This window comes from Lentzea aerocolonigenes, assembly GCF_000955955.1.
Lineage (GTDB): Bacteria > Actinomycetota > Actinomycetes > Mycobacteriales > Pseudonocardiaceae > Lentzea > Lentzea aerocolonigenes_A.
Window position 1 is genome coordinate 1 of sequence record NZ_JYJG01000054.1, and the last position, 25,497, is coordinate 25,497.

24 protein-coding genes are annotated in these 25,497 nt (G+C 68.6%); 10 read left to right on the top strand and 14 right to left on the bottom strand.

What is annotated here, in order from left to right:
* Positions 1-57: 57 nt before the first annotated feature.
* Positions 58-414 (bottom strand): EthD domain-containing protein, encoded by a 357-nt coding sequence (locus UK23_RS09705; protein ID WP_231114439.1) that lies wholly within the window; start codon positions 412-414, stop codon positions 58-60.
* Positions 415-423: 9 nt separating this feature from the next.
* Positions 424-651 (bottom strand): hypothetical protein, encoded by a 228-nt coding sequence (locus UK23_RS09710; RefSeq protein WP_045311083.1) that lies wholly within the window; start codon positions 649-651, stop codon positions 424-426.
* Between the two features lie 47 nt (positions 652-698).
* Here UK23_RS09710 and UK23_RS09715 point away from each other — a divergent pair, with 47 nt between their 5' ends.
* Together UK23_RS09715 and UK23_RS09720 are read left to right on the top strand one after the other, a co-directional pair.
* Positions 699-1,019: a hypothetical protein gene (locus UK23_RS09715; RefSeq protein WP_045311084.1), complete on the top strand. Its 321-nt coding sequence runs from the start codon at positions 699-701 to the stop codon at positions 1,017-1,019.
* A complete protein-coding gene (locus UK23_RS09720) occupies positions 1,016-1,519 on the top strand; it encodes a YceI family protein (protein ID WP_045311085.1) in 504 nt (167 codons plus the stop codon). Before UK23_RS09715 ends, UK23_RS09720 begins: the two co-directional genes overlap by 4 nt.
* Here UK23_RS09720 and UK23_RS09725 read toward each other — a convergent pair.
* The 8 genes from UK23_RS09725 to UK23_RS09760 are packed head-to-tail and all read right to left on the bottom strand — an operon-like array spanning position 1,506 to position 13,661.
* Positions 1,506-4,313 (bottom strand): discoidin domain-containing protein, encoded by a 2,808-nt coding sequence (locus tag UK23_RS09725; protein WP_045311086.1) that lies wholly within the window; start codon positions 4,311-4,313, stop codon positions 1,506-1,508. The two genes, UK23_RS09720 and UK23_RS09725, sit on opposite strands and share 14 nt — an antisense overlap.
* Complete coding sequence (locus UK23_RS09730) at positions 4,292-5,689, bottom strand: glycoside hydrolase family 43 protein (protein ID WP_045311087.1); 1,398 nt, start codon at positions 5,687-5,689, stop codon at positions 4,292-4,294. Before UK23_RS09730 ends, UK23_RS09725 begins: the two co-directional genes overlap by 22 nt.
* Positions 5,690-5,698: 9 nt before the next feature.
* Complete coding sequence (locus UK23_RS09735) at positions 5,699-8,128, bottom strand: beta-L-arabinofuranosidase domain-containing protein (protein WP_045311088.1); 2,430 nt, start codon at positions 8,126-8,128, stop codon at positions 5,699-5,701.
* A gap of 3 nt (positions 8,129-8,131) precedes the next feature.
* Positions 8,132-8,953 (bottom strand): hypothetical protein, encoded by an 822-nt coding sequence (locus UK23_RS09740; RefSeq protein ID WP_045311089.1) that lies wholly within the window; start codon positions 8,951-8,953, stop codon positions 8,132-8,134.
* Between the two features lie 10 nt (positions 8,954-8,963).
* Entirely contained in the window at positions 8,964-9,752 is a 789-nt protein-coding gene (locus tag UK23_RS09745) for a carbohydrate ABC transporter permease (RefSeq protein ID WP_045311090.1), read from the bottom strand.
* On the bottom strand, positions 9,749-10,570 hold the full coding sequence (locus UK23_RS09750) for a carbohydrate ABC transporter permease (RefSeq protein WP_045311091.1): 822 nt from the start codon (positions 10,568-10,570) through the stop codon (positions 9,749-9,751). Before UK23_RS09750 ends, UK23_RS09745 begins: the two co-directional genes overlap by 4 nt.
* A 3-nt stretch (positions 10,571-10,573) precedes the next feature.
* Positions 10,574-11,806, bottom strand: coding sequence for an ABC transporter substrate-binding protein (locus UK23_RS09755; protein WP_045311111.1), 1,233 nt, complete (start codon positions 11,804-11,806; stop codon positions 10,574-10,576).
* Positions 11,807-11,846: 40 nt separating this feature from the next.
* Positions 11,847-13,661 carry a glycoside hydrolase family 127 protein gene (locus tag UK23_RS09760; protein WP_231114440.1) on the bottom strand — a complete coding sequence of 605 codons (1,815 nt, stop codon included), beginning with the start codon at positions 13,659-13,661 and terminating at the stop codon, positions 11,847-11,849.
* 171 nt (positions 13,662-13,832) lie between these two features.
* Here UK23_RS09760 and UK23_RS09765 point away from each other — a divergent pair, with 171 nt between their 5' ends.
* Positions 13,833-14,843, top strand: coding sequence for a LacI family DNA-binding transcriptional regulator (locus UK23_RS09765; protein WP_045311092.1), 1,011 nt, complete (start codon positions 13,833-13,835; stop codon positions 14,841-14,843).
* A gap of 66 nt (positions 14,844-14,909) precedes the next feature.
* A complete protein-coding gene (locus tag UK23_RS09770) occupies positions 14,910-15,965 on the top strand; it encodes a hypothetical protein (protein ID WP_156212987.1) in 1,056 nt (351 codons plus the stop codon).
* 64 nt (positions 15,966-16,029) lie between these two features.
* On the opposite strand, the gene UK23_RS09775 is transcribed toward UK23_RS09770, so the two are convergent.
* Positions 16,030-16,671, bottom strand: a complete 642-nt coding sequence (locus UK23_RS09775; protein WP_231114441.1) for a hypothetical protein — start codon at positions 16,669-16,671, stop codon at positions 16,030-16,032.
* A gap of 139 nt (positions 16,672-16,810) precedes the next feature.
* On the opposite strand from UK23_RS09775, the gene UK23_RS09780 reads away from it, so the two are divergent.
* From UK23_RS09780 to UK23_RS09805, 6 genes are all read left to right on the top strand, one after another.
* Positions 16,811-17,614 carry an IclR family transcriptional regulator domain-containing protein gene (locus UK23_RS09780; RefSeq protein ID WP_045311094.1) on the top strand — a complete coding sequence of 268 codons (804 nt, stop codon included), beginning with the start codon at positions 16,811-16,813 and terminating at the stop codon, positions 17,612-17,614.
* A gap of 76 nt (positions 17,615-17,690) precedes the next feature.
* The gene (locus UK23_RS09785; protein ID WP_045311095.1) at positions 17,691-19,118 is read left to right on the top strand and encodes an amidohydrolase family protein; all 1,428 of its coding nucleotides are present in this window, start codon (positions 17,691-17,693) and stop codon (positions 19,116-19,118) included.
* Positions 19,118-20,251, top strand: coding sequence for a CaiB/BaiF CoA transferase family protein (locus tag UK23_RS09790; RefSeq protein WP_045311096.1), 1,134 nt, complete (start codon positions 19,118-19,120; stop codon positions 20,249-20,251). The genes UK23_RS09785 and UK23_RS09790 overlap by 1 nt, the downstream gene beginning before the upstream one ends.
* A gap of 65 nt (positions 20,252-20,316) precedes the next feature.
* Complete coding sequence (locus UK23_RS09795; protein WP_045311097.1) at positions 20,317-21,087, top strand: citryl-CoA lyase; 771 nt, start codon at positions 20,317-20,319, stop codon at positions 21,085-21,087.
* Between the two features lie 3 nt (positions 21,088-21,090).
* Positions 21,091-21,954 (top strand): dioxygenase, encoded by an 864-nt coding sequence (locus UK23_RS09800; protein ID WP_045311098.1) that lies wholly within the window; start codon positions 21,091-21,093, stop codon positions 21,952-21,954.
* Positions 21,939-22,853 (top strand): quinone oxidoreductase family protein, encoded by a 915-nt coding sequence (locus UK23_RS09805; RefSeq protein WP_052684519.1) that lies wholly within the window; start codon positions 21,939-21,941, stop codon positions 22,851-22,853. Before UK23_RS09800 ends, UK23_RS09805 begins: the two co-directional genes overlap by 16 nt.
* On the opposite strand, the gene UK23_RS09810 is transcribed toward UK23_RS09805, so the two are convergent.
* Genes UK23_RS09810 through UK23_RS09820 form a run of 3 tightly spaced genes read right to left on the bottom strand, consistent with a single transcriptional unit; the run spans position 22,850 to position 25,492 of the window.
* The gene (locus tag UK23_RS09810) at positions 22,850-23,827 is read right to left on the bottom strand and encodes a hypothetical protein (protein WP_156212989.1); all 978 of its coding nucleotides are present in this window, start codon (positions 23,825-23,827) and stop codon (positions 22,850-22,852) included. The two genes, UK23_RS09805 and UK23_RS09810, sit on opposite strands and share 4 nt — an antisense overlap.
* A gap of 59 nt (positions 23,828-23,886) precedes the next feature.
* A complete protein-coding gene (locus UK23_RS09815) occupies positions 23,887-24,408 on the bottom strand; it encodes a hypothetical protein (RefSeq protein WP_045311100.1) in 522 nt (173 codons plus the stop codon).
* A complete protein-coding gene (locus UK23_RS09820) occupies positions 24,401-25,492 on the bottom strand; it encodes a hypothetical protein (protein WP_045311101.1) in 1,092 nt (363 codons plus the stop codon). Before UK23_RS09820 ends, UK23_RS09815 begins: the two co-directional genes overlap by 8 nt.
* Positions 25,493-25,497: the final 5 nt, after the last annotated feature.

Consider the following 25,497-nt stretch of genomic DNA (forward strand, 5'->3'; position numbering starts at 1 on the left):
CCGCAGACCGTCCGCTACCGGATGTCGCAGCTGCGCGAGCTGTTCCCGGATCTCGGGTCACCGCAGCGAGTGCTGGAGCTGACGCTGGCGGTCGGGCTGCGGGTCAGCTGACGCGTTCCTCGACCGTCCACGACCGGGTGCGCGAGCGGTCGAGGAACCGCGCCTCGTCCTCCGCCACACCGGACCCCTCGGCGAGCACTCGCGCGAGCCATGCCTGCCGAACGGCTTCGTCCTCGAACTCATGTGCGTCACCACGTCGAACTCGGCCATCTCCGGCAGGTAGTTGCGGGCGTAGTAGGCGGGTGCCGGGGCGAGGCTGAGGATCAACGGCACGTGGTGGTTCTCGTAGTAGTCGACGAGCTCACTGCGGCTGAGTCCTTCACGTGCCTTGAGGAACGCCATGGTGGTGATCACCCGGCCTTCCTAACACGTCTCCTGGAACGGCAGGTCTCCCACGTACCGCGGCCACGTGTCGCGGTCGAGTCCGCCGCCGGCGACCAGGCACGCGGTCTCGTCGAGCTTGCCCCGCAACTCGTAGGTCGGCTTGAGATCCCACAACACCACAGTGCCGTTGGTGCCGCCGGTCGCCAGCAGGTCGCCGGCAGTCGGCGCGTCAGCGAAGACGCACTCCGTACTGGCACGGATCCGCATCGGCCTCGCACAGCCAAGACTTCTGGGCAACGCACAGGAGGCAGACCATGTACGCGCAGCTCACCTACTTCGACCGCCCGCGCAGCCCGGAGCAGCTGGCCGCGGAGGACTTCGCGAACGAGGAGCGGATCAAGCCCGCGGCCTTCGCCGTGCCGGGCAACATCAGGACGTACGTGCTCCGGCGGGACGACGGGTCCGAAGTCGTCGTGTCGATCGCCGAGACCGAGCAGGCGCTCATCGACACCCAGAAGGCGATCCTGAGCACCACGCTGCTGCCCGGCGAGGACCCGGCGCTGCTGCCGGGCGCCGACCGGGTCGAGATCTACCCCGTCCACCAGGTCTTCGAGCACGGAGAGGCACTGTCATGACCGCGACCAAGACCCTGACCACCGGTGTGTGGCAGGCCGATCTCACCCGCAGCTCCGCGTCGTTCCAGGTCGGCAACCTGGGCCGCAAGGCGCACGGAACCGTGCCCGTCACGGCCGGGAGCGTGGAGATCGACGCGAACGGGCAACTGCAGGGCGTGCACGGGACGCTGGACCTCGGCGCCATCGACACCGGGATCGCCAAGCGCGACCTCGACCTGCGCAAACCGAGCCTGCTGGACCTCGACCGGCACCCGGTGATGACCTTCACCGCCACGTCCTGCCGGCCCGCTCAGAACGGCTGGGAGGTCACCGGCACGCTCCACGCGAGGGGCACGTCCACCGAGCTGGGCGGGTTCGTCGAACTGTCCACAAGGGATGGTGAGACGGTGATGACGGCGACCGCCCGGCTGGACCGCAGGACGCTGGGCATCCGCGCCCCGCGGTTCATGATCGGCGCGTTCGTCGACATCACCGTCACCGCGGTGATCAGTAGACCTTGATCTCGGTCAGGCCGGTCCTGAAGCCTGCCGCGTGGGTCATCACCACCCGGAGTCGCTGGGTGCTGACCGGAGTGAACTGGACGCGGTTGTAGTTGGCGCGCGGAACGGCAGGAGTCCTGGTCTGCGCGCCGACGTCCACCCACGCGCTGCCGTTCCACTGCTGCACCGCGTACGAAGCCGGTGCCCGGTAACGGTTTCCGGCGCGGTCGTCGCGGAAGTACAGCCGCACCTCGCCGACCTGGCGCGACTGGCCGAAGTTCAGCTCGAACCAGTCGGAGGAGTTGGGCGAGCCGGAGCTGCCCCAGATCGGTTCGTTGATCGGGAACCCGTCGACCGCCGCGCCGGCCGACGTGCCGGACGCGGTGTAGGACGCCGACGGACCGGTGGCCAGGTTCGGCCGGGACGACGTCAGGTCGACACCCGCCTTGGCGAACACGTCGACCATCCGCGCGGTGTCCTGCACGACGTCACGCGGCGCCCGCACACCAGGCGCGGCGCTCTGGTACACCACGGAACCACCGGACGGCAGCGTGACGGATCCGGAGGCCGGGTCGTAGAGCACGCGCGTCAGCCGGTCCACGGTGAACGCGCGGGTTCCGTTGAGGTAGACCGAATACCCCTGCGACACACCGGGATAGCGGGTCACGCCGTCAGCGGGGTCGTCCCACACGACGCTCAGATCGGCGTTGCGGTGCCGCAGGTTGTTGACGGCGAAGTGCGACCAGCCGATGTTGATCGGCGAGAGTTCGATCAACCCGTCCGACCGCGGACGCAGACCGGCCGCGTCCTCGATCACCGTCCAGTTGCTGCTGCCGAGGATGTTGTGGTGGATCCACGACCGGTACCCGATCGTGCTGCCGTTCCAGTCGGCCCAGAACTCGTTGGCGTCCGGCCACTGCGTGTTGCCGCCGACGTACTGCGCCCAGGCGTTCCAGTAGAGCAGCTTCTTGTAGTCCTCCGCCGTCATCCACTGGTTCGGGTAGTTGCGCAGCACCGACGAGTACAGCCGGAACTGCACGGTCGAGTTGATCGTGGAGAAGTTGTTCGAACCGGGGTGCCCTGCCGCGGCCGCCTCCGCCTTGTCCTTCTGGTTGGCCGTGTAGAAGGGGAACACCGGGTACTCCGACGGCTGGGCGAGGAGCCGCAACGCCTGCTTGTACTGGTCCGTCGAAGGCATCAGGCCTACGGAGTACGGGTAGTAGTTGTTGATCTCCTTCCACGGCACGTGCTCGTTCGTCTGCGCGTGCTTGTGTTCCAGCAGCTGCCTGTTCGGGTTCCACAACGTGTTGATCACACCTGACCGGATGCGGTCGGCGAGCGCCTGCATCTCAGCAGCTTTGGAAGAGTTACCCGCCAACGCATAGGCCTGTTGCGCGGCAACGGCTCCGCTCCACACGTACGCGGTCTCCGCGCGGTCCATCCGGCCCGGCCGCCAGTCGAACGACACCGCGTCGGCGTCGTTGCCGGTCAACGCACCCCAGTCGTACTCGATCACACCGTTGTTGTTGGTGTCGTAGTAGGACAGTTGTCCCTTGGCGTCGCCTTCCGCGTAACGGGCCAGCAGCGCGGCGATCGACGGTTGCCCGCCGTGGATCTCGTAGCTGCGCCACGCGGCCTCGGACACGTACTGGGTGTACGAGTTCGACCAGTTCTCCGGGTCGCCGGGGTTGTCCATGAACCGGCCACCACGCGACGTCTGCCCGATCGACAGCCACGGCCCGTAGGAGTAGACGGGATCTCGCAGGTACTTCAGGTCGTCGATGTGCATCGGCTGGGTCAGCACGATCGCGTTGTTGTACCCGGTCGCGCCCTCGACCGAGGTCGGGAACTGGTAGTCCTGGCCGGGGATGTCGACGTCCAGGTGGTTGAAGCGCATCAGCCACCAGCGGTAGTAGATGTTCTTCTTGATCGCGGGATCCGGCACGTCGATGTACGGGATGTTGTCCGCCCACCAACGGTTGTACGCCCGCACGTGCGTCGCGAACGCCGTAGCGGGCGAGTACCCGCGATATGCCTCGTACTCCGACGACGACTCCGGGATCTCGGTCGTCAGGAAGCCCATCTCCACCTTGGTGGAGACGGTCTGCCCGGCTCCGACGGTGATCGAACGGTCGAGGCCGCCGTTGTTGACGTTGAAGCCGTCCCCTGCGAAGCGCGGCCGGATCGTGGTCAGGTTGTTCTTCACCGGCCGGCTGCCGGTCAGCTCACTGCCGCTCGCGGTCGTCGCGTACGGCGAGGTCGCGCGCAACTGCAACGTCGCCGACGAACCACCGGTGTTGACGATCGCCAGGTTCGTCACGGCAACGTTGTTGTGGGTGATGAACTTCGTCATCTCCACCCTGAGCGAGCCGCTGGTGAAGACACCCTTGTAGTGGCTGGGTTTCTGCACCCGGCTGTTCACCTGTTCGGTGAAGTTGCCGGGTGACAACGCGACCTGGTAGGCGTTCTGGCCGCTGATGTCGTCCCAGTACGCGGACCGGCCGCCGAACCCGATCACGCCGGGGTTGTGGGTGTACATGAACATCCCGCGGCCGCGCGTCATCAGGAAGTCCCCGGACGGGTCGTTGCCGGGACGGGCGAGCAGCCGGTCCATCCAGAAGTCGGTGCCGCCGCTCTCGGCGTCGTAGATCGCGCGCATCGTGCTGCCGGTGTTGTACCCGACCGGAGGTGCGGGGATCGACGGGCCGGTGAACGCCGGATAACCGATGTTCTGCGCGGCCGAAGCGGGACCGAGCCCGGCTGCGACCAGCACCACGGCCAGCGCGGGTGCCGTCAGGCGGCGAAGGCTTGCCATTCCAGGACTCCCGTCGAGAGGCCGGTCCTCGCGGTGATGTTCAACCGCAACCGGGTCGTGGACACGGTGGGGAACGTGCTGGTGTTGAAGGTGTTCGCGGCCGTCCCGCACGATCCGGGCAGGTCGGCGTAGGCGCTGCCGGTCCAGTACTGCAGCCGGCAGGAGGCGGGCAGGTCGATGCCCTGGTCGTCGTCGAACCAGTACACCGCCGAACGGTTGATCGGCTTCGCGGACGGCCAGGTGTACTCGAGCCACTGCGTGCCCTGCTCCGGCCAGTTGCCGTAGACGAGGTTCGAGCGGTCCGCCGAACTCGACGGGGTCACGCCGTTGTTCACCGCGGAGAGGTTCTCCCACGACGACACGTACGAGGTGCTCGCCGTGGCGCTCAAAGCCAGGTTTCCGCCTCCTCCGCCACCGGGGTTCGGCGGCGGGCCGGCGGCTGTCTGGACGACCCGCTGCATCGTGCCGTCAGCGTTGAAGTGCAACAGATCCACGGCCACGGACCGGCGGAAGTTGCCGCCACCGGATGCCTGAGCGTTGTGGTAGACCATGTACCACTGGCCGTTGAACTGCGCGACGCCCGCGTGGTTGGTGGTCGACGAGACCTGCCCGAGCACCACACCTCGGTGAGTCCACGGCCCCATCGGGCTGGTGGCGGTGGCGTAGCGCTGGCACGCGTAGCTGGAGGACGTGACGCAGCCGCCCGTGTCGTTCGCCGCGTAGATCATGTAGTAGAGACCGTTGCGCTTGAACATGAACGGCGCTTCCCAGAAGTTGTCGAGGCCCTGCGGCGTCACGACGGGACCGTCCAGCTCGATCATGTTCGGTTTGAGTTTCGCCGCCCGCGCGCCCCAGTAGCTGCCCCAGTAGAGGTAGGCCTGGCCGTCGTCGTCGGTGAAGACCGTCGGGTCGATGTTGAGCCCGGACGAGTTCGGGGTGCTGTCGCTGATCAGCGGGCCACCCTTGGCGTCGGTGAACGGGCCGAGCGGGCTGTCGCCGACCGCCACGCCGATGTCCATCCAGCCGGGACCGTTGCCGTTGACCGAGGTGTACCAGTAGTACTTGCCGTTCCGCGGTTCGACTTCACTCGCCCACGCGTCGGCGCCCGCCCATCGAAACGTTCCAATGCTCGCCTTCGCGCCGTGGTCGGTCCAGGTGGCGGCGTCGGTCGACGACAGCACCCGCCACTCGCGCATCAGGAAGTTCTGCTCGCCGGACGCGGCCTCGTCCCGTCCGGCGTAGATGTACATGGTGTTGCCGACGACCAGCGGTGCCGGGTCGGCGGTGTAGACCGAGGTGATGATCGGGTTCGCCGCGCTCGCGGGCAGTGCGCCCGCGAGCAACGTGATCGCGGCGGCCAGCAGGATGGCGCGCATCGATCCTCCTCAGGTACCGGTGGAGTGGAGGTTCGCGACCTCTGCGGCGGTGAGGGCGCGGCCGTAGACGCGGAAGGAGTCCACGGCGCCGTCGAGATAGGGGTCGTTCGCGTACTGGGAACGACCGATCCAGTTCTGCGTGGTGCTGCCGATCCGTGCCGTCATCGCCGTGTTGCGCGCGACCTCGGCACCATTGACGTACAGGACGCCGAGATCGCCGTTCTGCGTCACGGCAACGTGGGTCCACACGCCCTGTGGGAGGGCTGCCGACGCATTGATCTGCTGCTCGGAGCCCGCGCCACCACTCGTGACCGCGAACCGGACGCCACCAGCCGAACTGAGCGGAGTCAGGAAGGCGTAGTTCCCCGTGCCGGAACCGAAGTCGAACACCCGCGACCAGGTCGTCACGGTGTCCAGCCGCACCCAGGTGGCGATCGTGCACGCCAGCGCACCGGCGAGCAGCCCCGACGGCAGCACGACGTGCGCACCGGAACCGGACAGGTCGACCGCTTGCCCGCTCCGGCCTGCCGTCCACGCCGCACCACCCGCGAGCGCGGCGGTCAGGCCGTTGCCGGTGGCGTCGTTCGTGTTGCCGTCGAACGGGTAGTGCGCGATGAACGGCGGGGCCTCTCCGACGGTCCAGTAGACCGTGTACCGCTGCCCGTGCACCTTGTAGAACGGCATCAGAGTCACCTGGCCGGTGCTCGCGGAAGCCGTGTACTGCAACGGTGTCGAGGTGGCCCGAATCGAGGACGGTTGCAACACCGGCATCGACGGCAGGTTGTTCGTGCCGTACGCACCGGCCAGCACGATCGGCCCGTGTCGAACCGCTTGCACCGCGCGGTTGTCCGGAGTGGACTCGCGGTGCAACGCCATGGGCAGACTGACGTCCACGACATCGCCGCTCGACCAGGTCCGGTTGATCCAGGCGTACGAACCCGGCGTGACCGGCGGCTGCGGTGTTCCGTTGACTCGGATCTGCGCGCCCGCGGCCCAACCGGGGATGCGCACACGCAGCTCGAACGTCCCGGAGCCGGTGATCGTCAGCTTCGTGGCCGCGGTCTCCGGGAAGGACGTCTCCTGCCGCACGGTGAATCCTCGCCAGCTCACCGTCGAGGCGATGAACAGGTTGACGTACAACGTGGTGCCGGAGTGGGCGTAGATGCGCCCGGTGTGGCCGGTGTTGGTCTCCATCCCGGTGCCGTGGCAGCAGGTGAAGTCGTTGTAGTCGTTGCTGTACGTGCGGATGCCGCCGGGCCGCAACGGCGTGTAGTAGCTGTGGTGTCCGTGCGCCGAATCCGGGTTCTGCGCGCCCAGCAGGTGGTTGTAGAGGGTCTTCTCGTAGAAGTCGAAGTACCGCGCGTCACCGGGACTGCTCCGGAACAGCTGCGCGGTGAGCTTCAGCATGTTGTAGGAGTTGCAGGACTCGCAGGTGTTGTCGGACAGCTCGGAAGCGATTCGACCAGGAGCCTTGAAGTACTCGCCGTTCGAGTTGCCACCGATCGCGTAGCTGTGCGCGCTGGTCACGAACTCCCAGAAGTTGCTCGCGATGTCGCGGTACCTCGTCGAACCGGTTGCGTGGTACTCGCGGATCGCTCCGATCGCCTTCGGGATCTGCGTGTTCGCGTGGTAGCCGTTCAACGCGTCCCGGTTCTGCGCCAACGGGTCGAAGATCTCCGCGTGGTCGAAGTACTGGGCCGTGGTGAGGTGCGCCGGGTCGCCGGTGAGCTGGTAGAGGTTGGCCAGCACCTCGTTCATGCCGCCGAACTCGGTGTCCAGCATGTTCTGCCGCTGGTCGTAGGTCAGCCTGCCGTTGCGCCACGCCGCCCACGCGGCCATGTTCTTCAGCACCGTCAGCGCCTGCGGACTGCCGATCAGCAGGTGCACGTCGAGCAGCCCGGCCATGATCTTGTGCAGGGTGTAGTAGGGCGCCCAGACCTGCTCGCGGGCCTCGACCCGGCCGATGAAGCTCTCCGGGAACGCCGACAGGTACCCGGTGCTGAACCCGCCGATCCGCGCCCGGTCCTGGCACACGGCCAGCTGCTCGACCAGGTAGTTCGCCTTCGCCGAGAACGCCGTGTCCCCGGTCGCGGCGAACGCCTGGGCCAGCGCGGACAGCACGTGCCCTGTCGAATGCCCGCGCAGCTCGGTGGAAGGTGACTCCCACCCTCCGCAAGGGACCACTCCGGAGGACAGCGAGACGTTGAGCCGGAACGTGTGCAGCAGCCGGTCCGGGTCGAGGAACAACAGATAGGCGTGGGTGCGGAGGGTGTTGTCCCGGAACGGACCGGGTAGCAGCGACACCGACCCCAGCGGGAACAGCTCGGCGGACACCCCGAAGTCGGGGCGGGCCGCGGCGAGCGCGCGTGCGGGGAGCGCTGCCGCCGCGACAGCGACAGCACCCGCACGCAGAACAGCACGACGAGAGGGAGTGAACATCGGCTAGAACCCGTACCTGTTCTTCAGGTGCCGCCAGAAGTCGCGCAGCATCCACTTGTCGAACTCGGTGATCACCGTGGAGCTCCCGGCCTTCATGATGAACCGGTCGACACCGCTCGGTGTCCAGTCGTAGAAGTCGTCCAGCCCGAACGTGTGCCCGACCTCGTGCAGGAAGATGTGCACGTCCGCCGAGTTCAGGTTGCCCATGAAGTACTCGCTGCCGATCCGCTGGCCCCAGTCACCTCCGGCTCCGCCGCCGAAACCGGACGTGAGCCACAACGACTGGTCGTAGTGCCTCGGGACGCCGCCAGGACACCGCGGATACGTGCCGCCGCGGTTGAAGAACCTGCCGCAACCCTCCGAGCACTGCGGTGCGTTCTCGCGGATGTCGTTGACGTAGATGTCGACCGAGTTGTCCGTCCACTGCAGCTGGTTGCGGTCGCGCACCGCCCAGCCGACCACCTTGATCGGCACGGACGCGTACGGGAAGTTGTTGTGACCCGCCATCGCGTCCATCCACTTCTTGTACTGGCGCGCCAGCTGGGCGTGGACGGCGTCGCGTTGCTGCGCGGTCACCGGCTGGGGCGAGTCCCAGCGCACGCAGAAGTTCAGGTAGCCCTTGTTGGCGAAGAGCTGGTCCCACCCGTAGTTGCGGAAGCCGTAGAGGTCCCCGTAGGTGCTCTCCACGTGCTGCCAGACCTGGTTCAGCGGGGTCACCAGGTTCGCGGGCGGGTTCCACGTGTCCGCTCTCGCAGGCGCCGCCACGCCCACCGCCATCACCGCCGCGAACAGCGCGGCCACGAATCCTCTCCACATTCGGATCATGCTGATCTCCTCAGCCTTTCAGGGCGCCCGAGGTGAATCCCCGGACGTAGCTGCGTTGCAGGAACGCGAAGAGCACCAGGCAGGGCACCGCCATGAACACCACGCCCGCTTCGAGGGCGGCGTAGTCGATCGAGCCGTGGCTGGCGGTGCGCATGTTCACCACGGCCAAGATCGCGGTGAACTTGCCGGTGGAGTTGAGCAGGATCAACGGAGCGAAGAACTCGCTCCACGACGCGAGAAACGCGAACAGCCCGACAGTGACCAGACCGGGACGAACAGCGGGCAGCATGATCCGCACCAGCGTGCCGAAGCTCGAGCACCCGTCGACGCGGGCCGACTCCTCCAGCTCGATCGGCACGGCCTCGAAGCTGTTGCGCATCATGAACACCGAGAACGGCAGCTGGAAGACGATCAGCACCAGGCTCAGCCCGACCAGCGAGTCCTCCAGCCCGAGCCAGCCGAGCAGCACGTACAGCGCGATCAGGATGGTCGCGTACGGCACCATCAGGATCGCGAGCGTCAACAGGAACAGCAGATCGCGGCCGGGAAACCTGAACCGGCCGAACGCGTAACCGGCCGAAGTGGACACGACCAGCGTGCCGGCCACGGTCAGCGCGCTGACGATCACGCTGTTGAGCACGTGCGCCGCGCGGATCCCGTTGGCGGAGCTGAACAGCCGCACGTAGTTGTCCAGGCCGAACCCGGTGTCCGTGCGCACCGACGCCCACCCGCTCCACAGCAGCGGGAACAGGAACAGGATCGCCAGCGCCGTGCCCGTGAAGTAATAGGAGGTCCTCATACCGACCTCCGGCGCAGGACGGCGAACTGGACCGAGCTGACCACCGCGAGCAACACCAGCAACACCACCGAGATCCCCGCAGCCGACCCGAGGTCGAGCCGGACGAAAGCCTCCCGGTAGATCACCATCACCAGCGAGGTCGTGCTGTTGTCCGGTCCTCCGCGGGTGAGGATCCAGAACTGGTCGAACGCGAGCAGCGAACCGGTGATCATCATCGTCAGCACCAGCGCGATCGTCGGCCGCATCAACGGCACGGTGATCCGGCTGAACAGCTGCCACCGGGTCGCGCCGTCGATCCGCGCGGCCTCGTAGACGTCGAGCGGGACGGCCTGCAGGCCGGTCAGCAGGATGAGCATGTTGAACCCCGCGAACCGCCACAGCACCAGCAACACCGCGGACCCGAGCGCCGGACTGTCCCCGCTCAGCGGAACCGGCCCGATCTCCTCGCTCAGCAGCCCGAGGAACAGCAGCGACGCGCTCGCGAACCCGACCGCCATCGGCAGGAAGAACGCGGTCCGGAAGAACCCGACGCCCGGCCTGCGGTTCTGCACCAGCAACGCGAGCCCGAACGCGATCGCGAACAGCAACACCGTGATGAGCACCGTGTACTTCAAGGTGAACAGAGCCGCGTCACCGAGCAGGGCGTTGTCCGCGATCGCCGTGTAGTTGGCCGGCGCGTTGAACCGGGCCTTGCCGAGCAACGGCCACCGGTGCAGCGACATCCACGCGACGAGCAGCAGCGGAACGACGAAGAACAACCCCACCAGCACCGCCGCGGGTGTGGCGTAGAGGGCTCCGCTGACCGCTCGCCTGCGCACCGGTCACTCCTGCCGCAACGACTTGGTGATCGCCTCGTTGCCCGCCAGCAGCGCCGCCGACGGATCACCGAACAACGCACCGCGCACGGTGGTCAGCCACGGGCCTTGCGGGTCGTTGAAGGTGGCGTTGAAGTTGCGCGCGTACGGCGTCTTCCCCTTGGCCACCAACCCGTTCGCGGTGACGAGCCGCGGATCGGCCGAGGAGTACTTGTTCGACGCCAGGTCGGTGCGGACCGGCACGCCCTTGCGCTTCGCGATCACCTCGACCTGGGCCTCGTCCGACATCGTCCAGGCCAGGAAGTCCCACGCCTGCGCGGCCTTCGAGCTCGTCGCGCCGATGCCGATCGCGTCGCCCCCGACGAACGTGGACTCGCCGCCGTTGATCCCGGGGATCGGCGCGATGCCGGTCTTGACACCCTTGGCCTCGATCGCGTCGAGCCACACCGACGGGCCGGGCGCGATGCCGACCTTCCCGCCCTGCAACGCGCCGAGCCACGTCGGTCCGGCCTCGCCCTTCGACGCGGGCGACGCGGCACCCTGGTCGTAGAGCTCGCGGTAGATCGCGAACACCTCGGCCATCTCGGGCGAGTCGATCTTCGAGCTGCGACCGTCGGCGTCCAGCACCTCCCCGCCCGCGGCCCACACCGACGGCCACAGCGTGAACTCGACGCAGCCACCGCAGTTCCCGCCGAAGTACGTGCCGTTGACGTCACCGCCGAGCTGGTCGATCTTGCGGGCGTGCTCGGCGAACTCGCGCAACGTGCGCGGCGGCTTCTCCGGATCCAGACCGGCCTTGGCGTAGAGGTCCTTGTTGTACAGCAGCACCGACAGGTCGATCGTGTGCGGCACCGCGAAGTTGTGGCCCTCCCACGTTCCCGCACGGACGTGGGAGGGGGCTACGGAGTCCTTGAACGGCAAGGACTTGAACTGGTCGGTCACGTCGGCCCACAGGCCCTGGGCTGCGTACTGCGGTGCGAACACCACGTCCGCGGCGAACAGGTCCGGCAACGACTTGGCGCCCGCGGCGGAAGCGAGCTTCGCCGGGTACTCCTCGTTCGGGTACGCGGTGACCTCGATCTTGTTGCGGTGTCCGGCGTTGTAGGCGTCGGCGTAGGCCTTGGACACCGACTCGGTCGCGGCGCGGGTCCACAGCGTGAGCGTCGCGCCGTCGTCGGTGGCACCGGGTTCGGCCGCACCGCACGCTGTGGCAAGCAGCAGCAAGGCTGCCGCGAGCATCGCTTTCACGGTCTCTCCTTTGAGACGGTGTGCACGGGTCTTACGTGGTGGGCAGCCAGACCCGCATCGTGGACGGGCCACGACGGGCCCAGCGGTGGTAGGGCGTGAGGTGCACGGCCACGGGCGTGCCCGGTCTGCCGGACGGATCCCCGTACGGCCAGGAGGAATCCAGCGGTGCCTCGAAACGGGCCCGCACCACCGCGCCGTCCCCTGTCTGCTCCGGGTCCTGCCCGGTCCAGACCCTCAGCGCGTCGAGGTCGTTCTCCCCCAACGACTCCGCGCACAGCACGAGCGGTCCTCGTTCGACCGCGACACACCCGCGCACGGCGTCGATGCGCGGATCCGGCCAGATGAACCGCGGCTGCGTCGGCAGTTCCAGCCGGATCTCCTGACCCACGGCCCACTCCCGCGTCAGCACGGCCTCTCCTGGTGCGACCGGGCGGCGCTCGTCGTCCACGGTGAGCACCGCCCCGGTCGCCCAGCCGGGCACGCGCAGGCTGATCGACCAGGGTTCGCCGCCGCTCCTGGTCACCCGCACGGCCACTTCTCCCCCCTCGGGGTACGAAGTCCGCACCCGCAGACCGACGGGACGCCCGTCGGCGAGGTGGGTCTCGACGTCGCAGTCGGCGTACTGGTGCACGCGCAGCCCGGTGTCGTCGGCGGTGACCAGGTAGGACGAGAGGCTCGCCAGCAGCCGGGCGAGGTTGGGCAGGCAGCACGACACCTCGAACCACGGCGCGCGCGGTCCGCCGCCCACGTCGAGCCGTTCGGAGTCCCCGTTGGCACGGGTCGTCGTGCGCTGGTGCAACGTGTTGGCGTAGAAGAAACTCCGGCCGTCGTCACCGATTGCCGTCGCGATCACGTTGTGCAGCACGCGATCCACCACACCGGCGTACCGGCTGTCGCCGGTGGCCAGCAGGAGTCGTTGCGCGAGCATCACCGTGGCCACCCCGGCACACGTCTCCGCGTACGCCCGGTCCGCGGGCAACACGAAGTCGTCGCCGAACGCCTCGTCCTGGTGCCGTGAGCCCATGCCGCCGGTGAGGTGCGTGCGCCGGGCCCACGTCCGGTCGAACTGCGCGGCCACCGCCTCCAGCAGGTCGTCGTCGCCGGTCTCGACCGCGACGTCCACAGCACCGCACGCCAGGTACAGCGCACGTACCGCATGGCCGCGGAACACCGTCGCCTTGCGCACCGGGACGTCGTCGTTGAAGTAGGACCAGCCGAACTCGTGCGCGGGCAGGCTGCGGTAACCGCGCCGTTCCACGAACAACGCCGCCTGGTCGAGGTAGCGCTGCTCCCCCGCCAGCCGCGCGAACTCCACCAGCGCGGTCTCGATCTCCGGATGCCCGCAGATCCCCTGGCCACTCTCACCGAACACCTCGCAGATGTGGTCGGCGGCGCGCCGGGCGACTTCCAGCAACGGCCCGTCGCCCGCGGTCCTCGTGCGGGCGACGGCAGCCTGCAACAGATGTCCGGCGCAGTAGAGCTCGTGGCCCCAGGCCAGGTCGTCGTAGCGCGGCCGCTGCCAGTGCCGGCCGAACGCCGTGTTGAGGTAACCGTCGTCGTCCTGGGCCGCCGTGAACGTTCCCGTAACCGTTTCGATTCGGGCGTTCAGCTCGTCGCTCGGGAATCTGCCCTGTTCCCACGACATCGCCTCGACGATTTTGTAGACCTCGGAGTCGGCGAACTCCCTGCCTTTCCGCTCGCGTGATTCCACACCGTTCGCGGCGGCGGTGAAATTGCCGGTCCAGCCGAGCCGGTCCATCCAGTCCAGCGCGTGCCCGAGCGTCGCCTCGCCGTTGACCTGCTGCCGAATGGCCCAGAAGCCACCGGTGATGCGCACCTCGTCCATCCCAAGTGGACGTAAGGGTCCGCGGGACGGGATCACCGGACCGCGGATCGACTGGGGATTGCGCATCTGAGCCACACCACGCACTCTGGTGACCGAAAACGATTTCGACAATGCGCCATCAGGAGCAGAAATCGTCGAATACGCAGTCGAATCGCATTCGAAAGGGTTTCGATGGGCAGACGGCGGTCGGAAGCGGTGACGCTCGGGGACGTGGCCAAGCGCGCGGGCGTGTCGATCGCCACCGCGTCCAAGGCGATCAACGACCGGGGCGAGGTCGCCGCGGCCACCAGGGCTCGGGTGCTGCGCGCGGCGGCCGAGTTGTCGTTCCAGCCCAACGTCCTGGCGCAGGGCCTGGTGGCCGGTCGCACCCGCGCGATCGGCCTGCTCACCGACGAGTTCGACGGCCGGTTCGCCATCCCGATCCTGCTCGGCGCCGAGAAGGCGTTGTCGGACCAGGAGATGTCGGTGCTGCTGTGCGACACACGGGGTGACGCGATCCGCCGCAACCACTACATCCGCACGCTGCTGGCCCGCCAGGTCGACGGGTTCATCGTGGTGGGCGACAGCAACGACGTCCGCACTTCGCTGACCGCCGATCTCCCGGTGCCCGCGGTGTACGTGTACTGCCGCTCGACCAACCCGGCCGATCTGTGCCTGGTCTCCGACGACGAGGGCGGGGCGCGGCTCGCGATCGAGCACCTGATCGCGTTGCGGCGCAAGCACATCGCGCACATCACCGGCCCGCAGCACTACCGGGCGGCGCGTGACCGCGTCGCCGCCGTGCACGCCGTTCTCGCCGAACACGACCTGCCGCTCGCCGGAGGTCAGCCGCTGCACGGCGAGTGGTCGCAGCGCTGGGGCCGGCACGCGGCCAGGCTGCTGGTGGCGACCGCGCCCGAGGTCGACGCGATCTTCTGCGGCAACGACCAGATCGCGAGCGGAGTCGTGCAGGCGCTCACCGGGCTCGGCCGGCGCGTACCCGACGACGTGGCGATCGTCGGGTACGACAACTGGGAGATCTTCGCCGCGGACTGCACGCCGCCGCTGACCACGATCGACCTCAACCTGCAGCAGCTGGGCACCACCGCGGTCGCGCACCTGGCCGCGGCGTTGTCCGGGTCTCGGGCGGCGGGGGTGGTGCGGCAGCCCTGCCGGTTGGTCGTACGGGAATCCACCGCTTGACCGATGTCAGCTATCTGTCAGCGCCGGCCGAGATCCTTCACCTCTCGAAAACCAGGGAGGGGTCACGTGAGATCAACGCTCGTCGCGGTGGCGCTGGCCGTCGGATCGGTCGTCACCACCACGACCACGGCCACCGCCGCCGTGAGTCCGGAGCCACCGGCGGTCATCGAGACAGGGCCCAACGAGTACCAGCACTTCTTCGTCGACAACGGAAAGGTGATCCAACGAGCGAAGTCGGCCACGGGTGCCTACCGGGACACCGTGGTGGCGGCATCTACCGGTTTCGCGTCACTACCGGTGGCCGTCGTCCTCGGCGCCGGTCGCGTCTCACTCGCCGCGGTGAAAGGCGGCCGGGTCTACTTCACCAGCAAGGAATCCGTCACCGGCGCCTGGAAGCCGTTCCAGGACCTCGGCGGGACCATGTCCTCCGGCATCACGATGGTCTCCTACAACTACAACGACGCCGTCGGCATCTACGGCGTGTCCGGGGGACAACTCCTGTATCGCGGCCAGGTCGCCTTCGGCGGCGGGTTCTCCCCGTGGGAGAACCTCGGTGGCAGCGAGCTGAGCGGCCGCCCGACGCCCTCGCACAGACGTGAGATCGTCCGCGGCGCCCAGCTCACGGTTCGTCAGGGCGCCGGCGCGGCCGTGTACCAGCACTACGCGGACAATCCGGCGAACAACAGGTTCATCGACAGGAGCGGCCCGATCAAGGGCACCCATCTGGTGAGCGCGCGGGATCCGCGGCGCGGCACCCGGTTGTTCGGCACGAACCCGGACGGCCAGGTCGTGACCAACGGCTTCGGGGACCTCGTGTGGGCGTCCCTGAACAGCCCGAAGACCGCGCTACCTCCGGCCGCCGCGTTCGACGAGGTCCGCGAGGGCTCGGACGTCGTGATCCGCGCCGCCGACGGGTACGTCTACCGCAGCAGGCAGGTCGGTTCGACCGACGAGTTCTCGCCCTGGGTGCGGGTCGGCGAGTCCCGCTACGGCAGTGGCGCCACGATCGTGAAGTTGCTGAACGACGGGGACGCGATCTTCTTCACGGACCAGCTCGGCGCGACTCATGTGTGCGGCCTCGACGCGCTGGGCAACGACACGGGCTGCCGCGTGCTGCGCTGAAGACTTCGAACCCGCAAGGCGGCCGCCGTCCCGCTGCACGGTGGCCGCCTTGCGGTTTGCCGCGCTACGACAGGAAACCGCCGTACGGTCCGTTGCGGATCGCGTTCTTCTGCTGCTCGTTGAAATGCGTGTTCGGGTAGTTGTAGAACGACGCGGACATCGGCGTGCCGTCGGTGAACGACGAGTCGGGCAGGCCGAACGCGTGGCCGAGTTCGTGCACCATGCCGCCGTACCAGCGGTTCATCGGTCCGTTGATGCCCGCGGCGCCGTCGGCGTCGTGTCCGGACAGGATCACCCAGCCGTTGCCGCCACCTCCGCCCGCGCCGGGTCCCTCCGCGCTGATCTCGCCGACGTTGAGCCACCTGCGGTCCGGGTCGCGGAGGTTCATCTTGCGCAGCAACTCCTGCTGCATGTTGAAGACCGCCCACCAGTAGCGGTCGCCGCCGTTGGGCGTGTTCTCGTACCAGCTCCGGTTGTGGTCGCCGGTGACGACCTCGACCACGGGACTGTTGAGCTTGAACGTCTTGCCCAGCTCCCGTTCGTAGTACCGCTGGGCTTCCTGAACCACCTTGGCGATGCCGTCCGGGTAGCGCTGGTCGTACTGGACGTCGTGGGGCCGCAACCAGTACACCCGCACGGTCTTCTCCGGGGGCGCCGCCGCCACGGCCCCGGCCGGCAGAGTGAGGGCCAGGAGCAAGCCGATCACCGTCAACAGGACCGTTCGAATTCGGCCCCGCGAAAACTTTTCGTAGTTGGCCATTCTTTGAACGTATTCTTCGAATATTCCTTCGACAATGTTGAATTGTTTCGATTACGAACGGACAAGTGTCCGCTACGCTGACGCCATGCCTGCTCGCCCTGACACCGGCCCCGACTTCATCGAGGCTCTCGCCCGCGGGCTGGACGTGATCCGCGCGTTCCAGCCCCGGCGCCCGGTGATGGCGCTGAGCGAGGTCGCGGCGGCCACCGGGCTGGCGCGACCGACCGCGCGGCGCATCCTGCTCACACTGGTCGAGCTGGGCTACGCACGGCAGGACGAGAACGGCTTCGCGCTCACGCCCCGTGTGCTCGAGCTGGGCGTCGCGTATGTGCGGTCGACCGGGTTGTGGGAGGTCGCGCGGCCGCACATGGAACGGCTCGGGGCGCGCACGAACGAGTCGGTGTCGATCGCCCAGCTCGACGGGTCGGACATCGTCTACGTGGCACGGGTGGCGGTGCCCAAGATCGTCACGCTGTCCGTGCAGATCGGCACCAAGTTCCCCGCGCTGCAGACCTCGCTCGGCAAGGTCCAGCTCGCCGCACTGCCCACCAGGGAGCTGGAAGCGGTTCTCGCCCAGCCCACCCGGTCGGGGCTGACGCCGAAGTGGCAGCCGGACGCGGCCGAACGCGACGCCGAGCTGCGGGACGTGCGGGCGCGCGGATGGGCGATGACCGACCAGCAGCTCGCGCCGGGCATCCGGTCGATCGCGGCGCCGCTGCGGGACGGGAACGGCACCGTGATCGCCGGGCTCAACGTCAACTGCCACGCGGCCGAGACGTCGATCGAGGTACTGGTCGAGCACCACCTGCCGTTGCTGCTGCAGGCCGCCGGCGACATCAGCGCCGACTTCGCCCGGCTCGCCACGGTGCCGCACGTCGTCGTCGCCTGAGCGGGGTTGACGCCCGGCCGGGAAAGGTTGAGGATTCAACGGACACTTGTCCGCATGCCGGTCGAGGAGGTCCCCGATGGTCGGCGAACGACGTCCGGTTGTGCTGCGAAACGGCACCGTTCTCACGATGAACGGCGCGCACGAGGTGCTGGTCGACCACGACGTCCTCGTGGTGGACGATCGGATCACCGCGATCGGGCCGCGGTTGCAGGTGCCCGAAGGCAGCGAAGAGGTCGACGCGTCGCACGGCCTCGTCATGCCGGGCATGATCGACACCCACCGGCACATGTGGCAGACCGCGATGCGCGGCTACGGCGCTGACTGGACGCTCACCCAGTACTTCGTCTGGTACTACCTGGAGTGGGGCAAGGTCTTCCGGCCGGAGGACATCCACGCCGGCAACCTCCTCGCCGCGGCCGAAGCCCTGGACGCCGGCGTCACCACGACCGTCGACTGGTCGCACGGCCTGCAGACCACCGACCACGCCGAAGCCGCGGTCGCCGCCCTACGTGCCGTGCCGGGCAGGTTCGTCCTGGCGTACGGCAACATCCAGGACAGCCCCGCCTCCTGGACGGCCAAGCCCGAGTTCCTCGACTTCGTCCGCCGCATGCCGATCGACGACATGCTCGGTTTCCAGCTCGCGTTCGACGTCACCGGCGACCCGGCGTTCCCGGAGAAGCCGGCGTTCGAGGTGGCACGGGATCTCGGCGTCCCCGTCACCACACACGCGGGCGTCTGGGGTGCGACGAACGACGACGGCATCAAGCTCATGCACGACAACGGGTTCATGACCCCGCAGTCCATCTACGTGCACGCCGCGACGCTGTCCGCCGACTCCTACCACCGGATCGCCGCGACCGGCGGTTCGATCTCCGTGTCGACCGAGAGCGAGCAGAGCGCGGGCCAGGGCTACCCGCCCACCTGGGCGATCCGGGCGCACGGCATCCCGGTGTCGCTGTCGATGGACACCTCCGTGTGGTGGAGCGGCGACCTGTTCTCCGCGATGCGCAGCACCCTCGGCGCCGATCGCGCCCGAGAGCACATGGCCGCGCACGCCCGCAACGACACCGTCACGCACTCGGCGCTGCGAGCCGAGCACGTCGTCGAATGGGCGACCATGGGCGGCGCGCGAGCGTTGGGCCGCGACGACCTCGGCAGCGTCGAGGTCGGCAAGAAGGCCGACCTCGTGTTGCTGCGCAACGAGAACTCCCCCGCGATGTTCCCGGTGCTCAACCCCTACGGGCATGTCGCGTTCCAGGCCCAGCGGTCCGATGTGGACACGGTGGTCGTCGACGGCAGGATCGTCAAGCGCGGCCACCGGCTCGTCGGCGTCGACCTGCGAGCGATCCGCGGCCAGGTCGAGCAGACCGTCGAGCACCTGCGCGAGCAGCTCGGCGACGAGGCGTGGGAGAAGGGCATGAACCCGGACATCCCCGAGTCGAAGGTGCTCGACAACCCCTACACGTACACGGAGTACCGCGGCGACACCAGGACGTCCGTCTGATGGGCCCACTCGACGGCCTTCTCGTCGCGGACTTCTCGCGCGTGCTGGCGGGCCCGTACGCGACGATGCTGCTCGCCGACATGGGCGCCTCGGTCGTGAAAGTCGAAGGACCTGCCGGGGACGAGACCCGCACGTGGATGCCGCCGGTGCGGGACGACGTCTCGACCTACTACCTCGGCATCAACCGCGGCAAGCGCTCGATCGCCCTGGACCTGCGCGACTCAGGCGATGTCGAACTGGCGCGCGAGCTGGCCCGGCGCGCGGACGTGCTGATCGAGAACTTCAAACCGGGCGGCCTGGCGAAGTACGGGCTCGACCACGCGGCCGTCAGCGCGGTGAACTCGAGGGTGATCTACGCGTCGATCACCGGTTTCGGTTCAGGCGAAGGGAAGCACGTCCCCGGCTACGACCTGATGGTGCAGGCGATCTCCGGCCTGATGAGCCTCACCGGCGATCCGGACGGGCCGCCGTACCGCGCGGGCATCTCCGTCTTCGACGTCATGGCCGGCAACCACGCGGTGATCGGGATCCTCGCGGCGCTGCGCCACCGCGACGCCACCGGCCAGGGCCAGCTCGTCGAGGTCAACCTGCTCTCGTCGGCGCTGACCGGCCTGGTGAACCACAGCTCGGCGTACGTGGCGGGCGGCGTGGTGCCGTACCGGATGGGCAACGCGCACCCGAGCGTCTTCCCCTACGAGCCACTGCCCACCGCCGACAACGACCTGATCGTCGCGGCGGCCAACGACGGCCAGTTCCGCAAGCTCTGCGAGGTGCTCGGGCTGTCCGAGGTGCCGGACGACCCGCGGTTCGCGCGCAACGCCGACCGCACCCGCAACCGCGAGGAGCTGCGGCCGTTGTTGCTGGAACGGCTGCGGACCCGTGGTGCGGTGGAGTGGTTCGACCTGCTCGTGGCGGCCGGTGTGCCGTGCGGGCCGATCAACACGATCGACGGCGGGTTCGCGATGGCCGAGCGGTTCGGGCTCGACCCGGTCGTCGAGGTCGGGGGCATGCCGACGACCAGGCACCCGATCCGGTTCTCGGAGACGCCGGCGGTTTACGAGCTGCCACCGCCCGGACTCGATGAGCACGGGGAAGAGATACGCGCGTGGTTGAAGGAGGGCGGCGATGGCTGACGGTTGCGAGCCGCTGGAGCTGGGCGCGCACGGCCCCGGACTTCCGACCGTGCTGAAGGAGGACCGTGGCTGATCTCTATGAAACCGCGCTGGGAGCCTCAACCCCCGACACCATCACCTTGCTGGGGCAGGACCTCGCCCGGGATGTCATGGGCAATGTCGGTTTCGGCGAACTGGCGTTCTGGCTCGCCACCCAGCGCCTGCCGACCACCGGCGAAACCCGGCTGTTCGAAGCCGTGCTCGCGGCCCTCGCCGACCACGGCTTCACCCCGACCGCGATCGTCACCCGCCTCACCTACCTCTCCGCACCGGACTCGGTCCAGGGCGCGCTCGCGGCCGGACTCCTCGGCGGCGGTTCCCGGTTCCTCGGCGTCACCGAGGACTGCGGCCGGTTCCTGCACGACGTCGTCAGCACCGTCGAACCGCCGTTCGACTGGGACGCCATCGCGCTCGAAACGCTTCGACGGCAGGGCAAGGCCCGCATCCCCGGCCTCGGCCACCACGTGCACAAGAACGGCGACCCGCGCACCCCGCGCCTGTTCCAGATCGCCGAGGAGGAGGGTCTGGTCGGCCCGCACCTGTCGTTGTTCGCGGCGATCGGCCGCGTCCACCCCCAGGTGCTCGGCAAGACCCTGCCGCTCAACGGCGCCGGCACGTGCGGCGCGGCGCTGGCGGACCTCGGCCTGCCCCTGGAGCTCCTGCGCGGCTTCGCGCTGCTCGCCCGCACCGCCGGGTTGATCGGCCAGCTCGCCGAGGAGCTGCGCAACCCGGTCGCCAACCAGATCTTCCTGTCCGTGGACTCGAACACGCGGTCCGTCGCGCCGCTGGAGGAATGAGCAATGCAGCTCGTCACCGAGGACAACATCACCGAGCTGGCCCAGGAGCGCTGGGCGGGCGCCAAGGACCCGCGCACCGCCCAGCTGGTCACCGCGCTCGTCCGGCACCTGCACGACTTCGCGCGCGAGGTCAGCCTCACCGAGGCCGAGTGGATGGCCGCGATCAAGTGGCTCACCGCGACCGGGCAGATCAGCGACGACAAGCGCGAGGAGTTCATCCTCGCCTCGGACGTCCTCGGCCTGAGCATGCTCGTCGTGCAGATGAACCACCGCTTCGACGCCGGGACCACGCCCGCGACGGTGCTCGGCCCGTTCCACATCGACGGCTCCCCCGAGCTGGACTTCGGCGGCGACATGTCCGACGACCTCGCGGGAACTCCGCTCTACATCACCGGTTCCGTGCGTTCGCTCGACGGCACGCCGGTGCAAGCCGTGCTCGACGTCTGGCAGGCCGACGCCGACGGCGCCTATGAAGCTCAACTCGACGTCGACGAAGCGCGGCTCCGGGCCAAGTACCGGGCCCGGCCCGACGGTTCCTACTGCGTGCGCACGATCGCACCGAAGGGTTACTCGATCCCGATGGACGGCCCGGTCGGCGAGCTGATCCGGCAGACCGACATCAGCCACTTCCGCCCGGCGCACGTCCACTTCCTGGTCACCGCGGACGGCCACGAGCCGCTGATCACGCACCTGTTCGAGGAAGGCGCCGAGTACCTCGACAGCGACGTCGTGTTCGGCACCAAGCAGGAGCTCGTCGTCGCCTTCGAACCGCACGAGCCCGGCCCCACCCCGGACGGCGGCACCAGCCCGGTGCCGTGGCTGGAGGCCCGCTACGACTTCGTCCTGCAGCCGTGCACGCCGCACTGATCGACGAGCTCGGCCAGCCGCCGTCACTGTCCGAGCAGAACAAGCCCGCCGTCCTCGCCGACCACGTGGTCGTCGACGTCCTGGCCGCCCCGATCACGCCACTCGACCTGTTGTGCGCCACCGGAACCTCGTACTTCGGCTCCCCCGCCACGCCCTACGTCCCCGGCGTGCAGGGCATCGGCACGGTCGGTGGCCGCGCGGTCTGGTTCCCCACCACGGCCGGAATGGCGCCGGGCAACGGCAGCATGGCCGAGAAAGCACTGGTACGACAGGAAGATCTGGTCTTCCTGCCCGATGACGTGCCTCCGGTCGCCATGGCCGCGCTCGGCCTCTCCGCCGTCGCCGCGCACATGGCACTGACGTGGCGCGGCGAGCTCAAGCCGGGCGAGCGCGTGATCGTGCTGGGCTGCGGCGCGGTCGGCCAGTCCGCGATCCAGCTCGCCCGCGCGGCGGGTGCCGGTCGCATAGTCGCGGCGGCCCGTTCCGAGAAAGCCCGTGAACGCGCGAAACGAGCAGGTGCGGACACCGTCATCGGCCTCGAAGATTTCCGCGGCATCGAGGCAGATCTCCTGCTGGACCCGCTGTTCGGAGCTCCCGCAGCCGCCGCGGCCCAGGCTCTGCGACCGGGCGGACGATGGGTGAACCTCGGCGGCTCGGCGGGTGAGACCTGCCCGGTCACGTCGTCGACGATCCGCAGCCGTTCGCTGAAGTTGTTCGGCTACAGCAACAACGAGCTCAGCGCGCAACAACGCGCGGAAGCCATCTCGACCGTCGCGCACCTGGCGACGCAACGTCAGCTCACCGTCGACCACGAGGTCGTGCAACTCGCCGATGTGACCAACGCGTGGCGCCGTCAGGCAGAAGGCGCCACGCGCGGACGGATCGTGCTCGTCCCCTAACGGCAGGTCCAGCGGACCGGCTTCGTCCCGGCGAACCCGGCGATCGCGCCACCCTCACCGACCAAGGTCTGCGCCGCCGAGGAGGCGCCCTCGGGCAGTGGCAGCGTGGCCACCACCGTGGTGCCCTGCCACGCCACCGAGGTCTTCTTCTCGTCGAGGAGATAACCGGTGGCGAACCCGTTCTGGTTCACCGACGTGACCACGCCAGGACCGGCGAACTCCTCCACCACGCCCGTCGCCTCGGTCCACTTCCACGATCCCTGAGCGCTCCGGAAGACCACGCCGTCCGAGGTCAGCCCACGCGGATAGGCCGACGAGCCCACGTCCGGAACCCTGGTCAGCACTCCGTCGCGCCACAACCAAGTACCCGTGTAGGACCTGAGCAGCACCGTGCCGTCCTCGCCGGCTGCGATCGGAACCGGCCACGGCACTTCTGCCGGGTCGATGACCTGCGGTGCGCTGCCGTCCGCACGCCACAGCACCGTGACCCAGCCGATCGAGCCGATCCGCTTCGCCCTGGCGACCACGTCGCCGCGGTCGTTGATGTCGTCGACGATCCAGACCTCGTACCCGGATGGCAGGGGCAGCTCGCGATAGCCGGCACCGGGCGTGTAGGTCATCACCGCGGAGCTGCCGTCCGCGCGGTCAGCCCTGGCGACGACCGCACCCAGGGCGTTCCCGGCCGCGGTCACGAACTTCGTGACGCCGTCCGGTCGCGGCACGACCTCCGCGCTCGTGGAGGTCCACCGCACCAGCGTGTTGTCGTTGCCGCTCGGCAGGTAGAAGCCCGTCACACCGCCCTGCCCGTCCACGCCGGTGATCCGGAGATTGCTCCAGCTCATGCCGTCCTGGACGGGCAGGTCCTCGACAGTGCAGCCCACCGCCGCCGACGAGGCGGGCGCGAGCAGTGTGGTCACGACAGTCGCCGCCACGAGCGATACGAGCGCGCGACGAGACCCTGAAATAATGCGCATGCAGACATCCCCCAACGGAGTCCCCAATTCTCCTTGGTGGACACCATGCCAGGTCGCGATCACACAGCGCTAGTGGACCGTGTCCGCCGCCACGCGACCACGATGAACGCGATCAACCCGAACAGCGGGATCGTGCTGATCGCCCACGACAACCCCATCGGCGGCCCCGGCTGCTCCATCACCTGCAGGTTCTTCAGCTCACCGGTCGCGGGACCGGCCGGACCGTCGATGTCGAACTTGAACGTCCACGTGCCCGGCGCGGGCAGGGCGCGGATGTCCAGGCCCCAGACGTCGCGCTTGCGGGGATGGCGGGCGAGCGGTTCGTCGTCCACGAGCTTGGCGCCCAGGATCTGGGTCAGCTTGCCCTTCTTGTCCGCGATGCCGTCCTCCGGCGCGAACGTGAAGTCCAGTGACTGCATGGCTTTCACCGGCCACGTGCTGAAGCCGACAGTCAGGTTGTACGGCCCCGCCTGGACTTTCTCGGTGTGGACGACGTTCACCGGCTCGAAGGCGAGCGACGGGGTGGCGAGGCCGAGCAGCAGCGCGGCCGTGCCCAGGAGTCCCAGCAACGTCTTACGCATGGCTGTTTTCCTTTGCTGGTGCGAGTTGGCGCAGCATGTGGCCGAAGCGGCGGCCGAGCAGCGCGGCGAGGGCGCCGAACGCGGCAGCGAGGACGATCGTGGCGAAGTACCTGCCGTTGGCGTGGAAGGGCGCGCCGTAGGTGAGGAGGCGCTGCAGTGGCGCGCACGCCGCGATGATCGCGCCGCCGACCGCACCCGGGATCCACACGGGCATCCTGTGCAGCAGTTCCACGGCCACCGCGACGACGACCAGGCACATCGGGATCATGTTGGGCATACCGGGGATGCCGTCGGTGTAGTCGCGCAACGGCAGGCCGCTCGCGTTCGCGTACACCTCGGCCGCCCACGGGGAGAACCACCAGAACACGGCCTGCAGCACCGCGACCGACACACCCACGGTCAGCGCGCCACCTCGGCGGCTCAGCGCGTGGGCGGCCATGAACAGGATCATCACCGAGAAGAACGCCGTGCCGACGGAGACCGGGTTCGCGAACCCCGCGGGCACCGCACGAAGGCCGAGCGAGGTCACCATGCTGAACACCAGCAACGCGGCTGCGGCCACGACCGTGCCGAAGGTTCCCCAGCGCTGGTCGCGTGCCACCGCGAAGACCATGACCGCACCGACCATCGTGATCGAGATCGACAGCAGCAGGCCGATGTGCGGCGGCGAGTCGATCACGGCGTCGAAGCCGTACAGGCCGTGCCACCACTGGTCCCACAGGCCGTAGACGAGGAACAGCGCCGCGCCGGTGCCGGAGATCAGGTAGCCGACGGGTGCCGCGAAGGTGCGTCCGAACACGCCGACCGCCCGGCCGCCGACGATCGGGTCGATGTCCTGGTCGCGCTTGGCGGCCGCGGTCGTCATGAGGACGACGACCAGGCTCGCGAGCCCGGAGATCGCGCTGCCCGCGTACAGGAACAGGTGCGGGAGCGTGAAGAACGTGTCCGGCCCGACGTCCGAGTGCCACTGGATGTCCCAGGTCAGGCCGATGAGCGAGATCAGCGTGCCGCCGAGCACCAGGCTCGCCGGCACCAACCCCCTCGGCACCGACCTCGTGGCCGGTGCTACCGCCGTGATGTCCACTGATC